The sequence below is a fragment of the Kitasatospora sp. NPDC088160 genome, from assembly GCF_044741445.1.
Classification (GTDB): Bacteria; Actinomycetota; Actinomycetes; order Streptomycetales; family Streptomycetaceae; genus Kitasatospora.
In genome coordinates, this window is sequence record NZ_JBIUSS010000018.1 from 197,705 (window position 1) to 212,393 (window position 14,689).

The following is a 14,689-nucleotide window of genomic DNA, read 5'->3' on the forward strand; positions in this document are numbered from 1 at the left end:
TGTTCTTCCGTTCTCCGGCCACGGGGCTCCTCCCTTCTCTCCGTCGGACGCGTCCGTCAGGTGCCCCGGCCCGCGGGCCGGGGCACCTGACGGATCCGCGTGAGTGGTCATGCCGGACCGGCCGACGCCGCCCGGCCCGGCCCGGCACCCGTCCGTCCGTCAGGACAGGGTGAGGAATCCTTCGCGGACCAGCGTGCGCACGAGCAGCAGGCAGCCCGGCTGGTCCAGGCCACCGGGGATCGAGCCGGCGGTGAACCCCTGACCGTCGCTCTCCGTCACGAACCTGACTTCATCGGCCACGTGGACCGGCAGCTGGATGGTCTTGCTGTGGAACTCGAGCTCGACGACCTCCTCGCCGAGTGCCACGCTCCACCGCAGACCCGGACGACGCCGCACCCGGGTGTCGAGGTTCAGCCGCGGCAGGCTCTCCAGGTCGCCCAGGTGACCGCGGAGCGTCACCGGAGCGAGCGAGGTCGTCTGCTTCACGGCCCTGGCCGTCATCTCCTGGGGCGAGAGCCGGGCGGCGAGCGCATCGATCAGCTCGGCGAAGACGTCCTCGGCCTGCTCCTGGAGGTGCTTGTCGTTGGCGAATCCGATGGGCATGCTCCTGCGGAACCGCTCGTCCCCCTCGAAGACCTCCCGGACCGCGTCGCTGATCAGCGCGGGTATAAGGACCGGGTGGACACCGAAGGTGAGGTGCATCGACGCGGCGTCGTTGGACGTCGCGGCGTGGATGGTGCCACGGGGCAGGTAGAGGAGGCTGCCCGGCTGGAGGTCGAACTCCTCCTCGACCTCCGGCACCTCGCCGGAGTGGTCGTACCTCTGACCCTCCAACGGCAGCGCGTACGGTGCCCCGTACAGCCGCCAGCGCTTGCTGCCGTACGCCTGCATCACGATCACGTCGTGGCTGTCGTAGTGCGGGTCGAATCCGCGGGCCTGCCCGCCGGGGGTGAGGTACACGTTCACCTGGAACCTGGCGTTGACCTCGGCGCTCAGCATCGAGGTGAAGCGCGCCAACGGCTCCCAGCGGCGTTCGAGGGCGTTCAGGATGACGGTCGAGCCGGACCGGTACCGCTCGTACAGCGCCTCCAGCCGGCTGGCGGTCATGTTGCGGCCGGGGGCGCCCAGCTCGGACACCGGGGTCTCCTTGCCCTCGCGGATGACCCGGACGTTCCCGAAGTCCGGACCGGACTGGCCCAGCACCCGGTCCACGTCGTCGAGCGTCAGGAGATCCGCGAAGTGCTCGGGGTCGTTCCTCGGGATGTGCAGTGGCCGCCGCTCCCAGTACTCGTCGCGGAACGTCGGAAGGGAGACCGGGTGGAGAAGGCGGGAGAGGCCGAAGGAAGGCCCGTCTTCGGGCTCGGCCCCCACCCGGTCCGTCAGAGAAGTCATCGAGATCTCGTGTCTCCTAACAGAGGTCGGCCGGCTCTGCTGACGCGGTAACCGGCAGCCATGTCTTCCTTGGCGTTCTTGCTGTCCTTCGGGGAGGGGGCGCGCCGGGAGCGCGGCCCCTCCCCGGCCCGTGAGACTTCTCGGGCGGGCTCTGCTCAGGCGAGGTCAGTCGGTGTCGTCGATGAAAAAGTCCTTATGACCGGAGTCGTTGTTGTTGTTGTCGTCCGCGGGCCCGAAGCTGATGTCATCGGGCGTGATGGCCGTTTCCACGTCCGGAGCGCGCACGACGACGATGTCGGCCGGGTCGAGGCTGTGTGTCAAAGGAACTCCCTTCTGAGAGCCGGTGGAATCTCCAGCGTGGGATCCGCAGTGATTGTCCGTCTACAGGAGGGCGTGAAGGCCCAGGTGAGTGGCGGACAACCCGAGGTGGCCGCGGACAACAGAGGGGGAAGAGCGGGATCCGAGGTTGTCCGCGCCGAGCCCGGCCGGACTCCGGACGATCCTGCGAGCAGGCCGGTTGTCGTCCGCCCGGCTGTGCGCGGCGGAGCATCGGCGCGGTACGGGCGGGTCCGGATACGGAGCCTCTACCTACCGCGAACCCCGTCGGCACGGCGTTCGTCCAGGGGAGTCGTCCTCGCCCCGCGCCGGTGATCACCATCCTGCTGGTACGGGGCACCCCGCAGAATGGCTTCGCCCTGTCACCAACGGGACGGGCAGCTTGGTGTCCCGACTGGCCCTTGGGGGCCGCCAATGGGCAAGGTCGCGATCTACAACTGGCGTACTACGCCCGGCTTCCCGCGCGCCGTCCGGCCGAAGCGGTGATCGTGTTCCGGCCGGACGGCGTCCACCGCAGTGTGGCGGCAGCGGAGGCAGCGCGCTCCTGGGTGACGTCGTCTCGTCCGTGGCAGCCGGCCCCAGGGAGGAGATCGTCGCGCTGGTCCTGCCCCGCCGCCCGCGGTGGACGCCTCCTGGCCGGAGACGTCCACCGCGGCGGCGTCGGGTGCCGAACCCGTTTGACAGAGTGTGTTTGTGGCGATCCGTCAGTCGGTCGGCCGGAGTGCCGACACCGATTGTCCTTGCCCCCTACCCGGTGGGCGACGCTGTTCGGCCGCCAAGGGCATCATCGTCGGATCCGCCGGAGAGCCCGTCGCCTGCAAGTGGGGCACCGACACCGCCGCCGGCTGGAAGCCGACCTGCTACTCGGGGGTCTCCTACGCGCCGATCGGCGCCATCACCAACAAGTTCGGGATCTCACTCGCATGAGGCGTACTACCAGAACCCTGTTCACCGCCACCGCCACCGCGGTCGCCGTCGGCATCGGCGCCACCATCACCATGCTCGCCGCCGCCACCACCCACCCCGGCGACGACGAAATCCTCACCCTGGCCTCCCGCATGGGCGGCAACACTTACCACGTCTGCAACATCGGCCTCACCGCCGAAGGCCTGGACGCGGACATCATCGGCGACCACCAGAAGGCCAGCCGCGAACTCCAGAAAGCCACCGGACGCCACGTCACCCTCCACACCTGTCACCTCGATCCCGGCATCGAACAAGGCAACCGTGCGCACCCCGGAGCCGACCGCTACGCCCGCACCGTCCGGGGCGACGGTTTCACCGTCTACATGGTCGACCAGATGCCCGACCACCGGGTGCGCGCGGGCGTCATCGGCGACCAGGCCAGGGCCCAGCATGCCTTCGAGGAGGCCTTCCCTGGCCAGATCGTCGTCCACAACACCCACCAGCCGCTCACCCTGCCCGACCCGCCCCCCGTTGTGCCTTTCGGCGACTTCGTCCGGCAACTCGCCCACGAGCACCACCAGACCGGCCCGGCTCCGTCTGTCACCGTCGACGAGGAGCGCCAAGTCGTCTCCGTCACCTGGTCCGGGCCGATGCCCCCCGACGTCCTGCAGATCCTGCGCCGGGCGCGGCAGGACGTCACGGTGTTCGTCAACGGCGTCGCGGTGACGAAGGTCCCGTAAGGCTGAGCTGGACTGCAGCCGCGGCCCGGAGAAGACCCGGGTCTACGGCGGCCTGCGTGTCGTCGACGGACAACAGGTCACCATGACCGTCTCTTCCCGGAACAGTGTCTTCTACCAGTAGTTCCTCCAGCGCCACCGCGAACTCGACCACCGCCTCGTCCTCCGCGGCTGGCATTTCATCGAGCACGCCTACCATGACGCCCTGCGCGGCATCACCAGGCCCGCTCTGCGCACCCGCGCCGTGCGCTACGACCTTGACCGGACCGCAGCAGTCCCTGCTGCGGCTCCCACCTCGACCTCGCGCGCTGCGGCGGCTCGGCGGTGAGCAGCTCGGCGGTGGCCGGGTTCTCCTCGGCGGTCAGCCACAGGTCCGCCACCGCGCCGCGAACCCCGGCCGCCGCCACGCCGGCCAGGACCACCAGCAGCTGCGGGAACGATCGCCAGCGCCGCTCCCACGCCAGGCCCAGGCCGTCCGGGCCCGCCTGCTCCCTCCGCGTTGCCAAGGTCGAGCGCTCCTACGGCTTCACCCGCCCCGCCGGGGCGTAGGGCTACACGACGGGCGGGTGGCCGGGATCCCAACTCCCGTCATCCGTCCGCCAGCGGAGTGGTAAATCCCTCTCAACTAGCGGCCCAACTAAGGGCTTTGGCCTGAACGTGCCTACGTCGCCTCCTCGGCGCCTGCCTACGCTCCCCTCGAACCCCGGCCGCTCCGGCCGTGGGACCGACTCCAGGGGGAACACCCAATGCGTATTCGCCACGCCGTCGCCACGGTCACCCTCGCGACGACCGTCGCGCTCACGATGAGCACCGACGCCTCGGCCGCCCCGGCTCCGCGTCTCGCCTGCGGGGTGAGCGACCAAGGCCTCCCGGGCAACATCTACAACAATGGCGTCTACGTCGGCCAGGTCGAGCAGCAGTACGACAGCTGTAGCCGGACGGCGATCGCCCACTTTCAGTGGTCCGGCGGCTTCCAGGGAAACGGCTCCCAGGTCAAGGTGTACCTGATGGCGAGCAACGGCTACACCGGTCAGGCGACCATCGGGGACCAGAGCAGCAAGGACGTCTACGGCTACGTCAACATCCACGTCACTTCCCCGGACATCTGGACGGCCATCGCGTCGCTCGACCAGATCTGCCCCGCCTACAGCACCCAGCACGACTACTCCAACGGCGCCTCCCTGGCGGGCCCACAGGACAGCAACTGCAGCATCCCCAACCCGTAGCCCGTAGCCAGTAGTCCGCAGTCCACGCTCCCGGGTTTCCCGGCCGGGAAACCCGGGAGCGCGTCGGCACGCGGCGTGGCAGGGTGAGCCCATGACCTCCCTCAGAAAGGGCGATGCCGCGTAGGCCGCCCGGCGTCCTGCGCGCCCAGACGCGGTACGCCCGGGGCTCGCAGCCCCGACCGTTCAGCCAGATCCGGGGCGGGAACTCGGTCCTTACGGGATCACGGTGAGCGTGTGCTCCCAGGCGACATCCAGGTCGACGTCGAGACCACGCTCGCACCGCCGTGGGTACTGGCTTGGCCCGACCGCCGGTCTCAACCGTCCTCCCGCTCAGGTTCAGCGGCCTACTCGCTGGCGTCTCCAGATGCCTGGAGGAGCCCGCGGAACTGGCTGTGCCCTCGGGTCGCTGCGCGGTTGATGATCTCTTCCGCCAACTGGGCCCACTTCGGATCGGCCAGACCGGTGCGCAGCAGAGTGCGGATGTCGGCTTCCCGGTAGCGGGGCGTCTGGTCGTAGGGGCCGAGGGTCATGATCCAGTCTTTGAGGAGGAGCAGGACCTGCTCGGTGTGGGCGTCGGCGGCGCGAGTGAGGTAGGTGAACGTCGTGGAGTCGGTGCGCAGTTAGAAGTGATCTCATTTGGCCTTGTAGGCTGCTCGCGTGACGATCGTGGAGCGCTTGGTGCCGGATGAGCTGTGGGAGCTGTTCCAGTTGGTGGTGCCGGCGGCGCCGAGTCGGCCGCAGGGCGGTGGCCGACGCCGATACGGGGACCGCGAAGTGCTGGCGGCGATCGTGTTCGTGGCCACCTCGGGATGCACCTGGGCGCAACTGCCGCCCTGCTTCGGTCCGTCCGGGCCCACCGCCCATCGCCGCTTCACCGAGTGGAGCAGCGCTCGAGTGTGGGCCAAGCTCCACCGGGTCGTCCTGGACGAGCTCGGCGCGCGGGGCGACTTGGACTGGTCGCGGTGCGCCATCGACTCGGTGAACATGCGGGCTCTGAAAAAGGGGAGTTGACGGGTCCGAATCCTGTCGATCGGGGCAAGTACGGGTCGAAGATCCACTTGCTGACGGAACGTACCGGTTTGCCTCTGTCGCTGGCGATCTCCGGAGCCAACGTCCATGACAGCCAGGCCCTGATCCCGCTCGTCGATGCGATCCCGCCGATCCGCTCGCGGCGCGGACCGAGGCGACGCAGGCCCGGCAAGCTGCACGGCGACAAAGCCTATGACCACCGCTTCATCCGCTCCTACCTGCGACGACGCCAGATCCCCGCCCGCATCGCCCGCCGAGGCGTCGAGTCCTCCCAAAGCCTCGGCCGCCACCGTTGGGTCATCGAGCGCACCGTCGCCTGGCTCGGCGGCTTCCGTCGACTGCACCGCCGCTACGAACGCAAGGCCGACCACTTCGCCGCCTTCGCCAGCATCGCCGCAGCCCTCATTTGCCTCCGGAGGATCCCCAAATGAGATGACTTCTTAGCCGCTGGCGTCCAGCAGGACGTGGAACTGCTGGAGGATCCACTCGTCTGGGAAGCGGCCGCTGGCGGCTAGGGCCGGGAGGGTGTCGATCAGCTCGGTGCGCCCGTCCGGCTCGGTCGCGCTCGTCACGGCGGCCAGACGCCAGGTCCACCACGCCTGCACGCGCGGCAGGGCCTCGTCGGAAAGGCCGGGCCCGCCGGTGCCGAGGAGGGTGGCGAGCTGCTTGAGGACGCTCGTGCTGGAGCCGCGGTAGTAGTCCGGGATTGGGGAGTCGTCGCCGTCTAGGGAGAAGCGACCGCCGAGGTGCAGGCCTAGTGGAGTACGAGCGGGTTCCCGCTGGCTGCTCGCGAGCACCATCGCGGCATCTCAGCAGGTAGGAGCGGGGTTACCGGGGCGTCGCTCGATCGTGTGAGATTCCAGCGGTAACTCGCAGAATCTGTCAGTGTGTCCCATAATTTGCTGGCTCGTGGCAGATTCCGAAACTCGCGTGCTGACGCTCGTGCGGCCCGCCCCGGACTCGGCCGTCCCGGTCGACCCGGCGGCGGTCTCGGTCGAGTCCGGCCTGGCGGACGTTGTCACGCTCCAGCGGCGGCGCCAGGCCCGGATCTCGGTGCAGGACGAGGAGAGCTTCTTCCTCGACACCCTGTCCGAGTACCAGTGGGCACGCGACGCGGCCGGCCTGGAGCCGAAGACCCTGGACGGGCTGATCAAGCCGGTGATCGAGGTCTGCGAGTACTACGGCACGGTGCCATGGCAGCTCTCATCCCTGGGCCCTGGGCGTCCCGGGTGCCCGGCCGCGCCCGCTCCAGCTCATCGTCGGCACACACCGCTACGCGGCCCAGGCCCGCAAGATCGTGCGCTTTGAGGGCGGCGGGCGCTGGGTGAACTCCGGGTGGAAGCGCAAGCTGAACAGGCAGCGCACGGTCGGGCCCGACCAGTCGGCCGTGCTGGAGCCGCAGGCGTGGGGCCAGATTCCCCTGTTCACCATGGCGCGCACCCTCACTCGCGATACGGCCCGCGCCATCGCCGTCCGGCAGTTGTCCGGCTGGGACCGGGCCGAACCGGCGCTGCTGGCGTTGGTGGCCGAGCGCCGCATGAGCAACGCCTGGCGCTGCCAGGTCGCCGAGATGGTCCGGCTCGCCCTGGCGGTGCGCGAGGCCGAAGGCGCCAAGCCCACCTCAGGGCGGCTGCTGAGGGAGCTGCCGAAGTTCGCCGACGTGGCCTGCCTGGTCCTCCTGGGCGCCGGCCTGCTGGCCGACGAGTCCCTTCCCGACCCGCGGCTCGCACCGCGCTCGTGCCGCGACTGCAACACCTGGATGCCCGGGGGTGAGCACGCGGCATTTCGCTGCGACCCGTGCCGGAACTGGAGCAGACGCCGCCACCGGCAGCCGGGACAGTGCGCGCGCTGCCGCCGCGAAGGGCTTGCGCTGGGCGCCGGCCACTGCCGCGCCTGCCACCCTCACCGCGACGACCTGAGCGTGCCTGCCGCCACGCAGTTGGTGATCCACCTGCCTACCGGCCCGGGCGGACCGGGCCCGCAGCCGAAGGCCGGCGAGCACTGGCCGGTGCCCGTGGACGCGACGCCCGCGACGACGCTCTGCCGGGGGCAGGAGGCCCTGTTCACGATGCGCCGCGACTGGTCCCCGGTGCTGGCCCGGCTGCGCAGTCGGCCCTGGGGCGAACTGCCGCTGACCGGTGCGGCCACCGCGCTGGTGGAGGACTTCGCCGAGCTTCGCCGCGACCAGAAGGAGTCGGGCTTCCGCAAGAACATCCGCACCCTCACGATCCTGGCCTACTGGCTCGGAGTCGAGAACGCCTTCCACGAGCGGGACGTCCACGACCTGGCCCGCCTGGACGAGCACCTCGCGGCCAAGCCCGTCTGCCAGTTCCTGCGCGCTCGCGGCCTGCTCGTCGACGATCCCGGGATGCACCGCGACCGCGACCTGGTCTGGATCGAGAGGGTGCTGGCCACACTGCCGCGACCCGTCGCTGAGGAGGTCGGCGCATGGGCGCAGGTGCTGCGCGGCCGGGGTCCCCGGGAGAACGAACCGCGTAGCTGGGAGAGCATCCGCAGCTACCGGGGCTACCTGCGGCCGGTCCTCACCGCGTGGACGGCGGGCGGCATGACGACCCTTCGGGAAGTCACCGCGGACCACCTCCAGGACGCGCTGGACAGCCTCGGCGGTACCGCCCGACGCCAGCTCGCCATCGCACTGCGCAGCCTGTTCCGGGCGCTCAAGCGCGAGCGATTGGTCTTCCGCGACCTGGCCCGCCACCTGCCCGTGGGCGACGTGACCGGCCTTCCACGTCCGGTCCCCTCCGACCTGCTGGCTGGCGTGCTCGACCAGGCCGCCACCCCGTTCGCACGCCTCGCCATCGCCCTGGCCGCCATCCACGCAGTCCCCGCCTCAGAGATCCGCACCGCACTCACCGCCGACCTCAACCTCGCCCGCAGCACCCTCGAACTGCGCCGCGGCCTGCGGCGGCACACCCTCTACCTGGAGGGGCTCACCACCGCCTTGCCGCCGACTGGCTGACCTACCGCCACCAGCGCTGGCCCACCAGCGTCAATCCCCACCTGCTGGTCACCCAGAAGACCGCCCTCGATCCGGACCACCCGGCCGTGCACCGGATCACCATGCAGGGGGTCCTGCCCAAGGGGCAGACCCTCGACAGGCTCCGGCAGGACCGGATCCTCGACGAAGCCTTCGCCACCGGCGACCCGCTCAAGCTCATGCGGCTCTTCGGCATCACCGAAGACACCGCCATGCGCTACGTCGGAACCGCTTACCCGGAGCGCACCGCGAAGCTGCCCCGGTAGCTGGCCAGGCCCTCCACCCGCTTCGTCGGCTTCCGTCTCAAGTCCACCACGGTGGACTTGAGACGGCGTGGAGGACCAGATCGGGGCCCTGGGCCTGATCCTCCACGCCCTTGTGCTGTTCAACGCCCGACGGCCTCTGCGCGACCCGTACGACACTGGCGAGTGACAGCCCGCCCTCTAGGAGCTGTCCGGCCGATCATTGATGGCGTGCTCTGGCTGCTGCTTGGGGCGCCTGTGGCGGCGGCCTGAAGCCGATTGCCAGAGATCTGCTGCTGCGCGACCATCGTCGGATGGATACGGATGAGGTTCGGAAGCTGATTCGGGTTGTGCAGACGTGTTCTGTGGCTTTGTACGTGAGTACCGAGTTTTGAGAGCACTCGGGTGCTTGCCTCGGGGCCATGGTTGTGCTCTGCACGACGAGGGGTCCCTGGTGCTGCCGAAGTCCAAGGTCGATCTGTACGCGGCGATCCGCCGTGATGCTCGCGCGGGCCTGTCCGGCCGCGCGTTGCAGCGCAAGTACCGCGTCGGGTTCCTGGGTACGCCGCCCCCAGCGGCGGCGGGCCGGGAGACGGCCGGTGGCCGACTCGCACATGGCCTGTTCTTCCCTTCCTGAAGGGCGGGAGGGAGGGCCTAGGGTCAGGTGACGGTTCTGAGCGAGGAGAGAGGTCCGTGTGACCACCCAACGCTACGGTGATCTAGAACTGCGCTTCACTCCGGACATCCGCCGGGTCTGGCCCAACGTCATGCCTGGCGTCCGGCACGACTCCGCGATCTACGCCGCGAACGAGCCCATGCGCGACGGCTGGGGTCGCGCTGCGCACCACTTCGGGCCGCCCCTCACCGCCGGCGGCCTCCCCCGGGACGGTGCCGCACTGCTCCTGCGGGACCTTTCGGCGGACCGGAGCATGCTCCGGCCACCCGTGCGCTACGACCGGATCGGCGACCTGCCCCAGGATGTCTCCGTCGGGATCTGGCGGCCCGTCCCCCCGGACGGCTACATCGCCCTCGGCGACATCGTCGCCACCAACGCTCCACATCCCGATTTTGGTTCTTTCCCGGTGGTGTGCGTCAAACGGGAGCACAACGGGCGCTTGTACGTCCGACGGGGCGAGTTCGGCGACAGGTTGCTGGAGAGCGGGAACATGCGGCTGTGGTCGGTCGTGGCGCCACAGCAGTCGAACCAGGACACCGAGGAGCGGCTGTTGGTGCCGCCTGGGGGATTCACGGCGGTGTTCACGGCCGACCGGCCGTCGTCGACGCCGACCGGTTGGGTGCTGGACCTGCCGGCGGTCGTGGAGAGGCGTCCCGGGCCGGGTGTGCCACGCCTGACCTCGTTCGACCGGCCGCCCGCGCAGACGACGGTGACCGACCGCACGGTCACCGTGCCGTACTTCATGGTCGAGGACCCGGTCCGCGACGCGCACTGGCAGATCCGCAACTCGCCGTTCTACCGGATCCGCCGCCTCCGGCGCTTCGACGTCGCCCTGTTCCGCGACAACCGCAACGGGACGGTGCAGCAGGAGCAGTCGGAGGCCGTCACCACCGGTGTCAGCCGGGAGGACAGCACCGCCTTCAACGTCACCACCGGCATCAGCGTTGGCGTGGCGGTCGGCATCGAGGTGTCCGCGAAGCCCTTCGGCATGGGCGTCTCCGGAACCACCACGTACTCGGTGTCGGCGACCGTCGAACTGGGCTACGAGAGGCGCCGGAGCGTGACCGTGATGAACGAGGTGACCAGGACGTACGGGCTGGCCGTGCCGCCGCGCAGTTCCGGTTGCCTGTGGATGGAGCACCACCAACTCGTCCCGGTCCGCGCGGACGGCACCGAACTCGGCCCCCGGGCCTCGCTCGGCTTCCGCACCGACCACTACGTGACCGGCGAGTTCCCCGGCGGGGCCGGCGTGCGCGCCTTCACCGAGGAGGACGGAGGCGAACGGACACCACTGCCCGACAGCATCCCGCCCACCGTCATCACCACGGCCACGGAGGACGATCCGTCCTGACTGGGGTGCCGCGCCACCCGTCGGGGTGGCGCGGCACGTTGGGACATTCTCGCGCCCCCGACGCGCCAGAACCGCTGCCACTTCTCATCGACACTCGGGGCTCCAACCATCGCCTTGTGCTGCCATCTCGCACCAACAGGTGCTCTCGGTCCGCAACTACGCAGCCATGTTCTGCCTACCCGTCGCAGTGGGATGCCTGGACGGCAGACGGCCAGTACCTGTATCTCCGATACCGGCATGGTGAGGGCTGCGTCGAGTGGCATCCTGGGCCTGAGGATGATGCCGACACGCCGGACTCTTGGAACGAGGGCCTCTCGGGGCTCCTCGTCGAATGGGACGACGGCACCGACGGCGGTGTCATCAGCCTTGAGGACTTCCTCGCGGCAGCGGGTTTGGTGCTGGCGCCGGGTGGCTTACCGGTGGTTTGTTAAACCCGTAAGTAGAGATCAAGGGCTCGGCCGGTGGCCAACGAGGTGATGAGGGCTTGGAGTTCGGGTGGCGGGGGCGTTTGCGACCAGGCGTGCCAGTAGCGTTGGAGGGTGTGCCAGGGGTCGAGCCAGGCCCGGATTGCTCGGATGGCCCGGGGCCAACTGGGTTGCTGGGGCTGGTGGGACACGGGTGTGCCCCCTCTCTGACCAGTCTGCGGTTTCGGCTGGCTGGGCCTGGTCCTGTGCTGTGGTTTCTTCGGCGAACCAGGCGTCCCAGCAGAAGGAGAATGCGCAGTTCACGAGGGTCTGGTGGCGGCGGATCGCTGTGTCGGAGCGGACCTGGAAGTCGGCCCGGCCTAGTTCGTCCTTGACCTGCTTGTGGCTTTGCTCGATCCAGTGCCGCAGGCCGTAGAGCCGGACGAGCTCGGCCAGGCCGGCGGGCGGGTGGGGACTGTCGGCGGTGCGGGGTGAGCCGGGTCGGGGCAGGTCGGTGGCCAGATACCAGGTGGCTTTGTCCGGCAGGGTGCCTGGGTCTGCGGTGGCCACCACCAGGCGGGTCCACCCGTCGGGTCCCCATGCTCCGAGGCGGGCGTCGGCGGCCCACCAGGTCTCGGTGTGCCCGTCGCGGAAGGTGCGGACAACCGGCGTCCACTCGCCTGGGTGCTCGGGATCTGTCCAGGTCAGGGCGTGTGCCGCTTCGACCGGGGTGTGCGCTTGGTCCCTGTAGGCTCAGGTACCGCGGCGGGGCTTGAGGGCCATGACGAACGGCAGGCCGGCCTCGCGCAGGGTGTGTCGGAACTCGTCGTGGTCGCCGTAGCCGCAGTCCGCCACCACCGCCCGGAACGTGACCCCGGCCCGCTGGGCCTGGCCGGCAAGGTCGGTGGCGAGCTGCGGCTTGGTGTGAAAGTCGGGGTCGTTGCGCTTCCTCGGGAAGTGGTGGGCCGGGGTGTAGGGCACCGCGTGTAGCGGATAGTAGAGGCGCTCATCCGCCCAGAGCGTGGTTACCGTGACGACGGCGTTGTCCGTCTTCCCGAGCCGGCCCGGCCACTGCCGCCCGACATGGGCGGTGGCCGTGCCGTCCTTGCGGTTTCCGGAGTCGTCGATCACCAACACGCCCTGGCCGTGTGGCGCGGTGGCCGGATCGGCCAGCAACAGCTCGAGCCGACGGGCGTTGACCTGCTCGAACTTCCACGTCGACTCCGACAGGAAGAACTGAAGCCGCTGCACCGCCGGATGCTGAGCCCCGGCCACCGGCTCGGCCCCGGCCAGGGCCGTGAGCGTCTTGTTCCGGTCCCGCGGCAGTAGCAGACCGGTCAGGTACTCGCGGAATCCTCGCCGCTGGGCGAGTGAGCTGAAGAGGTCGTCGAACCTGGCCGCGTACCCCTCGAGGGGCCCGGGAGCCGGTGGACAAGGTACGCGCGCGGTCATGGCAGCACCCCCGAAAGACTCTCCTCACCGATACTGCCGACCTGGCCCCATGTCAACAAACCACCGGTAAAATCGCTCTCCCGCTGCGCACTTCGCAGGATGGCATGTGTTCGGACCGGGCTGACCGGGCCGATGCCCGCACCGGGGCCCTCGGGTGCGCGCGCGGCCGCCGCGGCGGGAACCGCCCGGGTGCGGCTCGCGGTGACGAACCGGCCCTCTGGCAGCGGGGTTCACGGCGGGCCTCGCCTGCTCAGAGCGCGGGCACCGCCCGTACCGGTGCCATTCTGCCGGCGCTGGCCCGGTGTCGTCCGTCCGGTGGGGCGGGCGGTTACTCGAATCAGCTGCGTCCAGGCGTCTGTCGGTCCGTCAGGCCGATGATCCAGCCGGGGAGTGCCGGGGTGGCGCGGTGAGTGACGTGTAGTGCTCGGTTCCGAGGATCCGGTACCTGACGTCCTCGGGCAGGCGGGTCAGGATTCCGGGGAGCGGGCGCTCTCCCTCGACCTGGCTGCGGTGGGCCGTGATCGCGGCCCACTTCTGGTCCAGCCACTGGCGTACATCGCATGTCACGTCGGCCAGGATGTCCGGGACGCTCAGCACGGATTTGCCGACCCGGCTCAGGAGCGGCCCGAGGTCGGCGATCGCCGAGTGGGGGTGGGTGGCCATGTGGACGGCGGCGGGCCGCCAGGGCTCCCCGGCGTCCGGGTAGAGGTGTTCGAGTCCGGAGGCGGCGATGGCCAGCAGGGTCGCCCGGTGGGTCTGCCGGTGGTCCGGGTGGCCGGTCAGTTGCCCGTAGGCGTCGTGGGTCAGCACGATGTCGGGCCGAACCGCGCGGATGTGCCGCACGATGTCCTCGACCAGGCGGTCGATGGGCGCGTCGCACAGCCGCGGCCGACCGGGAGCGGATTGCGGGACGCGGGCGTCGGCGTAGCCGAGCATCCTCGGCGCGCCGGCGCCCAGGATGTCCAGGGCGTCGGCGAGTTCGGCGGCGCGGTGGCTGTCCTCGGCCCAGGTGGCGGTGACGACGGCCGTCCGGACGCCGGACGCGGCGTGCTGGGCGAGGGTGCCGCCGACGAGGAGCGATTCGTCGTCCGGGTGTGCGAGCACGGCGAGCAGGGACGGCAGGGGTGGCAGGGGCGGCAGGGGTGGCATGGCAGGTCCTCCTTGTTCGGCGGGCGCAGGGTGAGTGGCTGGTGACGGCTGCCCGGGGCGGAGGCGGGCGGCGAGGGTGGCCATGTCGGTGGTGAAGCGGCCTGCGAGGTCGACGCCGGTCTCCTGGGCGATGACCATGAGCGAGAACAGGCAGTCGGACAGCTCGTGGCCGATGGCCCCGGTGCTCGCGGCCACGTCGGCGCGGTGGCCCTGGTGGGCCATGACCAGTTTCGCGAGGTCGCCGACGTCGCCGGTGAATCCGAGGACGAAGTCCGACAGGCCCCAGGTGCGACCCAGCTTCCGCCGGTTGATCTCGTCGTAGAGGTCGCGTACTTCGCCTGCGGCGGCGGACATCTCGTCCCAGGTGGTCATCGGCTGCTCCGTTTCGGGTGCGTGGTCGGGTGGCATCGGCGGCGGGTGCGGTCATGTTCGGCGGGGTCCGGGGGAGATGCGTTCGAGTTCCTTGTCGGTGAGGCGGCCGCCGTCGAAGGTGACGCCGATCCTCCAGGGCCACGGTGGTTCCGGCGGGGTGAAGGAGAGCATCAGGGGGCGGGGGGCGTCGTCGTGGGCGGCGGGGACGAAGCCGATCTCCTCGGCGGTCTCGCGCAGTGCGCATGTCCACGGGTCCTCGTCGTTGTCGAGGAGGCCGCCGGGGTAGTGGTATTCGCCCGGGTGGTGGGCGGAGGTGAGCAGGAGCGGCCGGTCGTGGCGGTCGGTCAGGAAGACGCCGGCGTAGGAGATGCCGTGCGGCAGGGTGGGGACGAACCGCTCGGGCGGGACGAAGACCATGG

17 protein-coding genes are annotated in these 14,689 nt (G+C 70.1%); 9 read left to right on the forward strand and 8 right to left on the reverse strand.

The genetic code is table 11. The features are described 5' to 3' along the window. Window positions 1–159: 159 nt before the first annotated feature. Both ACIOGZ_RS27105 and ACIOGZ_RS27110 read right to left on the reverse strand, forming a co-directional pair. Window positions 160–1,392: a JmjC domain-containing protein gene (locus ACIOGZ_RS27105; protein WP_363588943.1), complete on the reverse strand. Its 1,233-nt coding sequence runs from the start codon at window positions 1,390–1,392 to the stop codon at window positions 160–162. A gap of 165 nt (window positions 1,393–1,557) precedes the next feature. Next, window positions 1,558–1,713: a hypothetical protein gene (locus tag ACIOGZ_RS27110; RefSeq protein ID WP_331742852.1), complete on the reverse strand. Its 156-nt coding sequence runs from the start codon at window positions 1,711–1,713 to the stop codon at window positions 1,558–1,560. A gap of 708 nt (window positions 1,714–2,421) precedes the next feature. Here ACIOGZ_RS27110 and ACIOGZ_RS27115 point away from each other — a divergent pair. Both ACIOGZ_RS27115 and ACIOGZ_RS27120 read left to right on the forward strand, forming a co-directional pair. After that, window positions 2,422–2,655, forward strand: coding sequence for a hypothetical protein (locus ACIOGZ_RS27115; RefSeq protein WP_363588945.1), 234 nt, complete (start codon window positions 2,422–2,424; stop codon window positions 2,653–2,655). Continuing rightward, a complete protein-coding gene (locus tag ACIOGZ_RS27120) occupies window positions 2,652–3,374 on the forward strand; it encodes a hypothetical protein (RefSeq protein ID WP_400987722.1) in 723 nt (240 codons plus the stop codon). The genes ACIOGZ_RS27115 and ACIOGZ_RS27120 overlap by 4 nt, the downstream gene beginning before the upstream one ends. A gap of 212 nt (window positions 3,375–3,586) precedes the next feature. Here ACIOGZ_RS27120 and ACIOGZ_RS27125 read toward each other — a convergent pair whose 3' ends face one another. Next, a complete protein-coding gene (locus tag ACIOGZ_RS27125; RefSeq protein ID WP_400812494.1) occupies window positions 3,587–3,877 on the reverse strand; it encodes a hypothetical protein in 291 nt (96 codons plus the stop codon). Between the two features lie 240 nt (window positions 3,878–4,117). Here ACIOGZ_RS27125 and ACIOGZ_RS27130 point away from each other — a divergent pair, with 240 nt between their 5' ends. Then, window positions 4,118–4,597, forward strand: coding sequence for a hypothetical protein (locus ACIOGZ_RS27130; RefSeq protein WP_400987724.1), 480 nt, complete (start codon window positions 4,118–4,120; stop codon window positions 4,595–4,597). Window positions 4,598–4,941: 344 nt separating this feature from the next. Here the strand turns inward: ACIOGZ_RS27130 and ACIOGZ_RS27135 are convergent, their stop codons facing one another. Continuing rightward, entirely contained in the window at window positions 4,942–5,127 is a 186-nt protein-coding gene (locus tag ACIOGZ_RS27135; RefSeq protein ID WP_363588953.1) for a hypothetical protein, read from the reverse strand. Between the two features lie 133 nt (window positions 5,128–5,260). On the opposite strand from ACIOGZ_RS27135, the gene ACIOGZ_RS27140 reads away from it, so the two are divergent. Further along, a protein-coding gene (locus ACIOGZ_RS27140) for an IS5 family transposase (RefSeq protein WP_400987762.1) occupies window positions 5,261–6,057 on the forward strand; the annotation gives its coding sequence in 2 pieces (ribosomal slippage) (window positions 5,261–5,597 and window positions 5,597–6,057; 798 coding nt in all). 9 nt (window positions 6,058–6,066) lie between these two features. Here the strand turns inward: ACIOGZ_RS27140 and ACIOGZ_RS27145 are convergent. Beyond that, entirely contained in the window at window positions 6,067–6,426 is a 360-nt protein-coding gene (locus ACIOGZ_RS27145; RefSeq protein WP_363588955.1) for a hypothetical protein, read from the reverse strand. 130 nt (window positions 6,427–6,556) lie between these two features. Between ACIOGZ_RS27145 and ACIOGZ_RS27150 the strand changes: the two genes are divergently transcribed. From ACIOGZ_RS27150 to ACIOGZ_RS27170, 5 genes are all read left to right on the forward strand, one after another. Then, on the forward strand, window positions 6,557–6,934 hold the full coding sequence (locus tag ACIOGZ_RS27150; protein WP_363588957.1) for a hypothetical protein: 378 nt from the start codon (window positions 6,557–6,559) through the stop codon (window positions 6,932–6,934). Further along, complete coding sequence (locus ACIOGZ_RS27155; RefSeq protein WP_400987726.1) at window positions 6,924–8,606, forward strand: hypothetical protein; 1,683 nt, start codon at window positions 6,924–6,926, stop codon at window positions 8,604–8,606. Before ACIOGZ_RS27150 ends, ACIOGZ_RS27155 begins: the two co-directional genes overlap by 11 nt. Window positions 8,607–8,692: 86 nt before the next feature. Continuing rightward, entirely contained in the window at window positions 8,693–8,890 is a 198-nt protein-coding gene (locus tag ACIOGZ_RS27160; RefSeq protein ID WP_363588963.1) for a hypothetical protein, read from the forward strand. A 430-nt stretch (window positions 8,891–9,320) separates the two neighbouring features. Continuing rightward, window positions 9,321–9,503 carry a hypothetical protein gene (locus ACIOGZ_RS27165; protein WP_363588965.1) on the forward strand — a complete coding sequence of 61 codons (183 nt, stop codon included), beginning with the start codon at window positions 9,321–9,323 and terminating at the stop codon, window positions 9,501–9,503. A 58-nt stretch (window positions 9,504–9,561) separates the two neighbouring features. Further along, window positions 9,562–10,893 (forward strand): hypothetical protein, encoded by a 1,332-nt coding sequence (locus ACIOGZ_RS27170; RefSeq protein ID WP_363588966.1) that lies wholly within the window; start codon window positions 9,562–9,564, stop codon window positions 10,891–10,893. Between the two features lie 1,157 nt (window positions 10,894–12,050). Here ACIOGZ_RS27170 and ACIOGZ_RS27175 read toward each other — a convergent pair. The 3 genes from ACIOGZ_RS27175 to ACIOGZ_RS27185 all read right to left on the reverse strand — a co-directional run bounded on the left by ACIOGZ_RS27175 (window position 12,051) and on the right by ACIOGZ_RS27185 (window position 14,687). Next, entirely contained in the window at window positions 12,051–12,749 is a 699-nt protein-coding gene (locus ACIOGZ_RS27175; protein WP_400987728.1) for a transposase, read from the reverse strand. A 366-nt stretch (window positions 12,750–13,115) separates the two neighbouring features. Continuing rightward, on the reverse strand, window positions 13,116–13,898 hold the full coding sequence (locus ACIOGZ_RS27180; RefSeq protein WP_400987764.1) for a PIG-L deacetylase family protein: 783 nt from the start codon (window positions 13,896–13,898) through the stop codon (window positions 13,116–13,118). A 423-nt stretch (window positions 13,899–14,321) separates the two neighbouring features. Further along, window positions 14,322–14,687, reverse strand: a complete 366-nt coding sequence (locus tag ACIOGZ_RS27185) for an NUDIX domain-containing protein (protein ID WP_400987730.1) — start codon at window positions 14,685–14,687, stop codon at window positions 14,322–14,324. Between the last annotated feature and the right edge of the window lie 2 nt (window positions 14,688–14,689).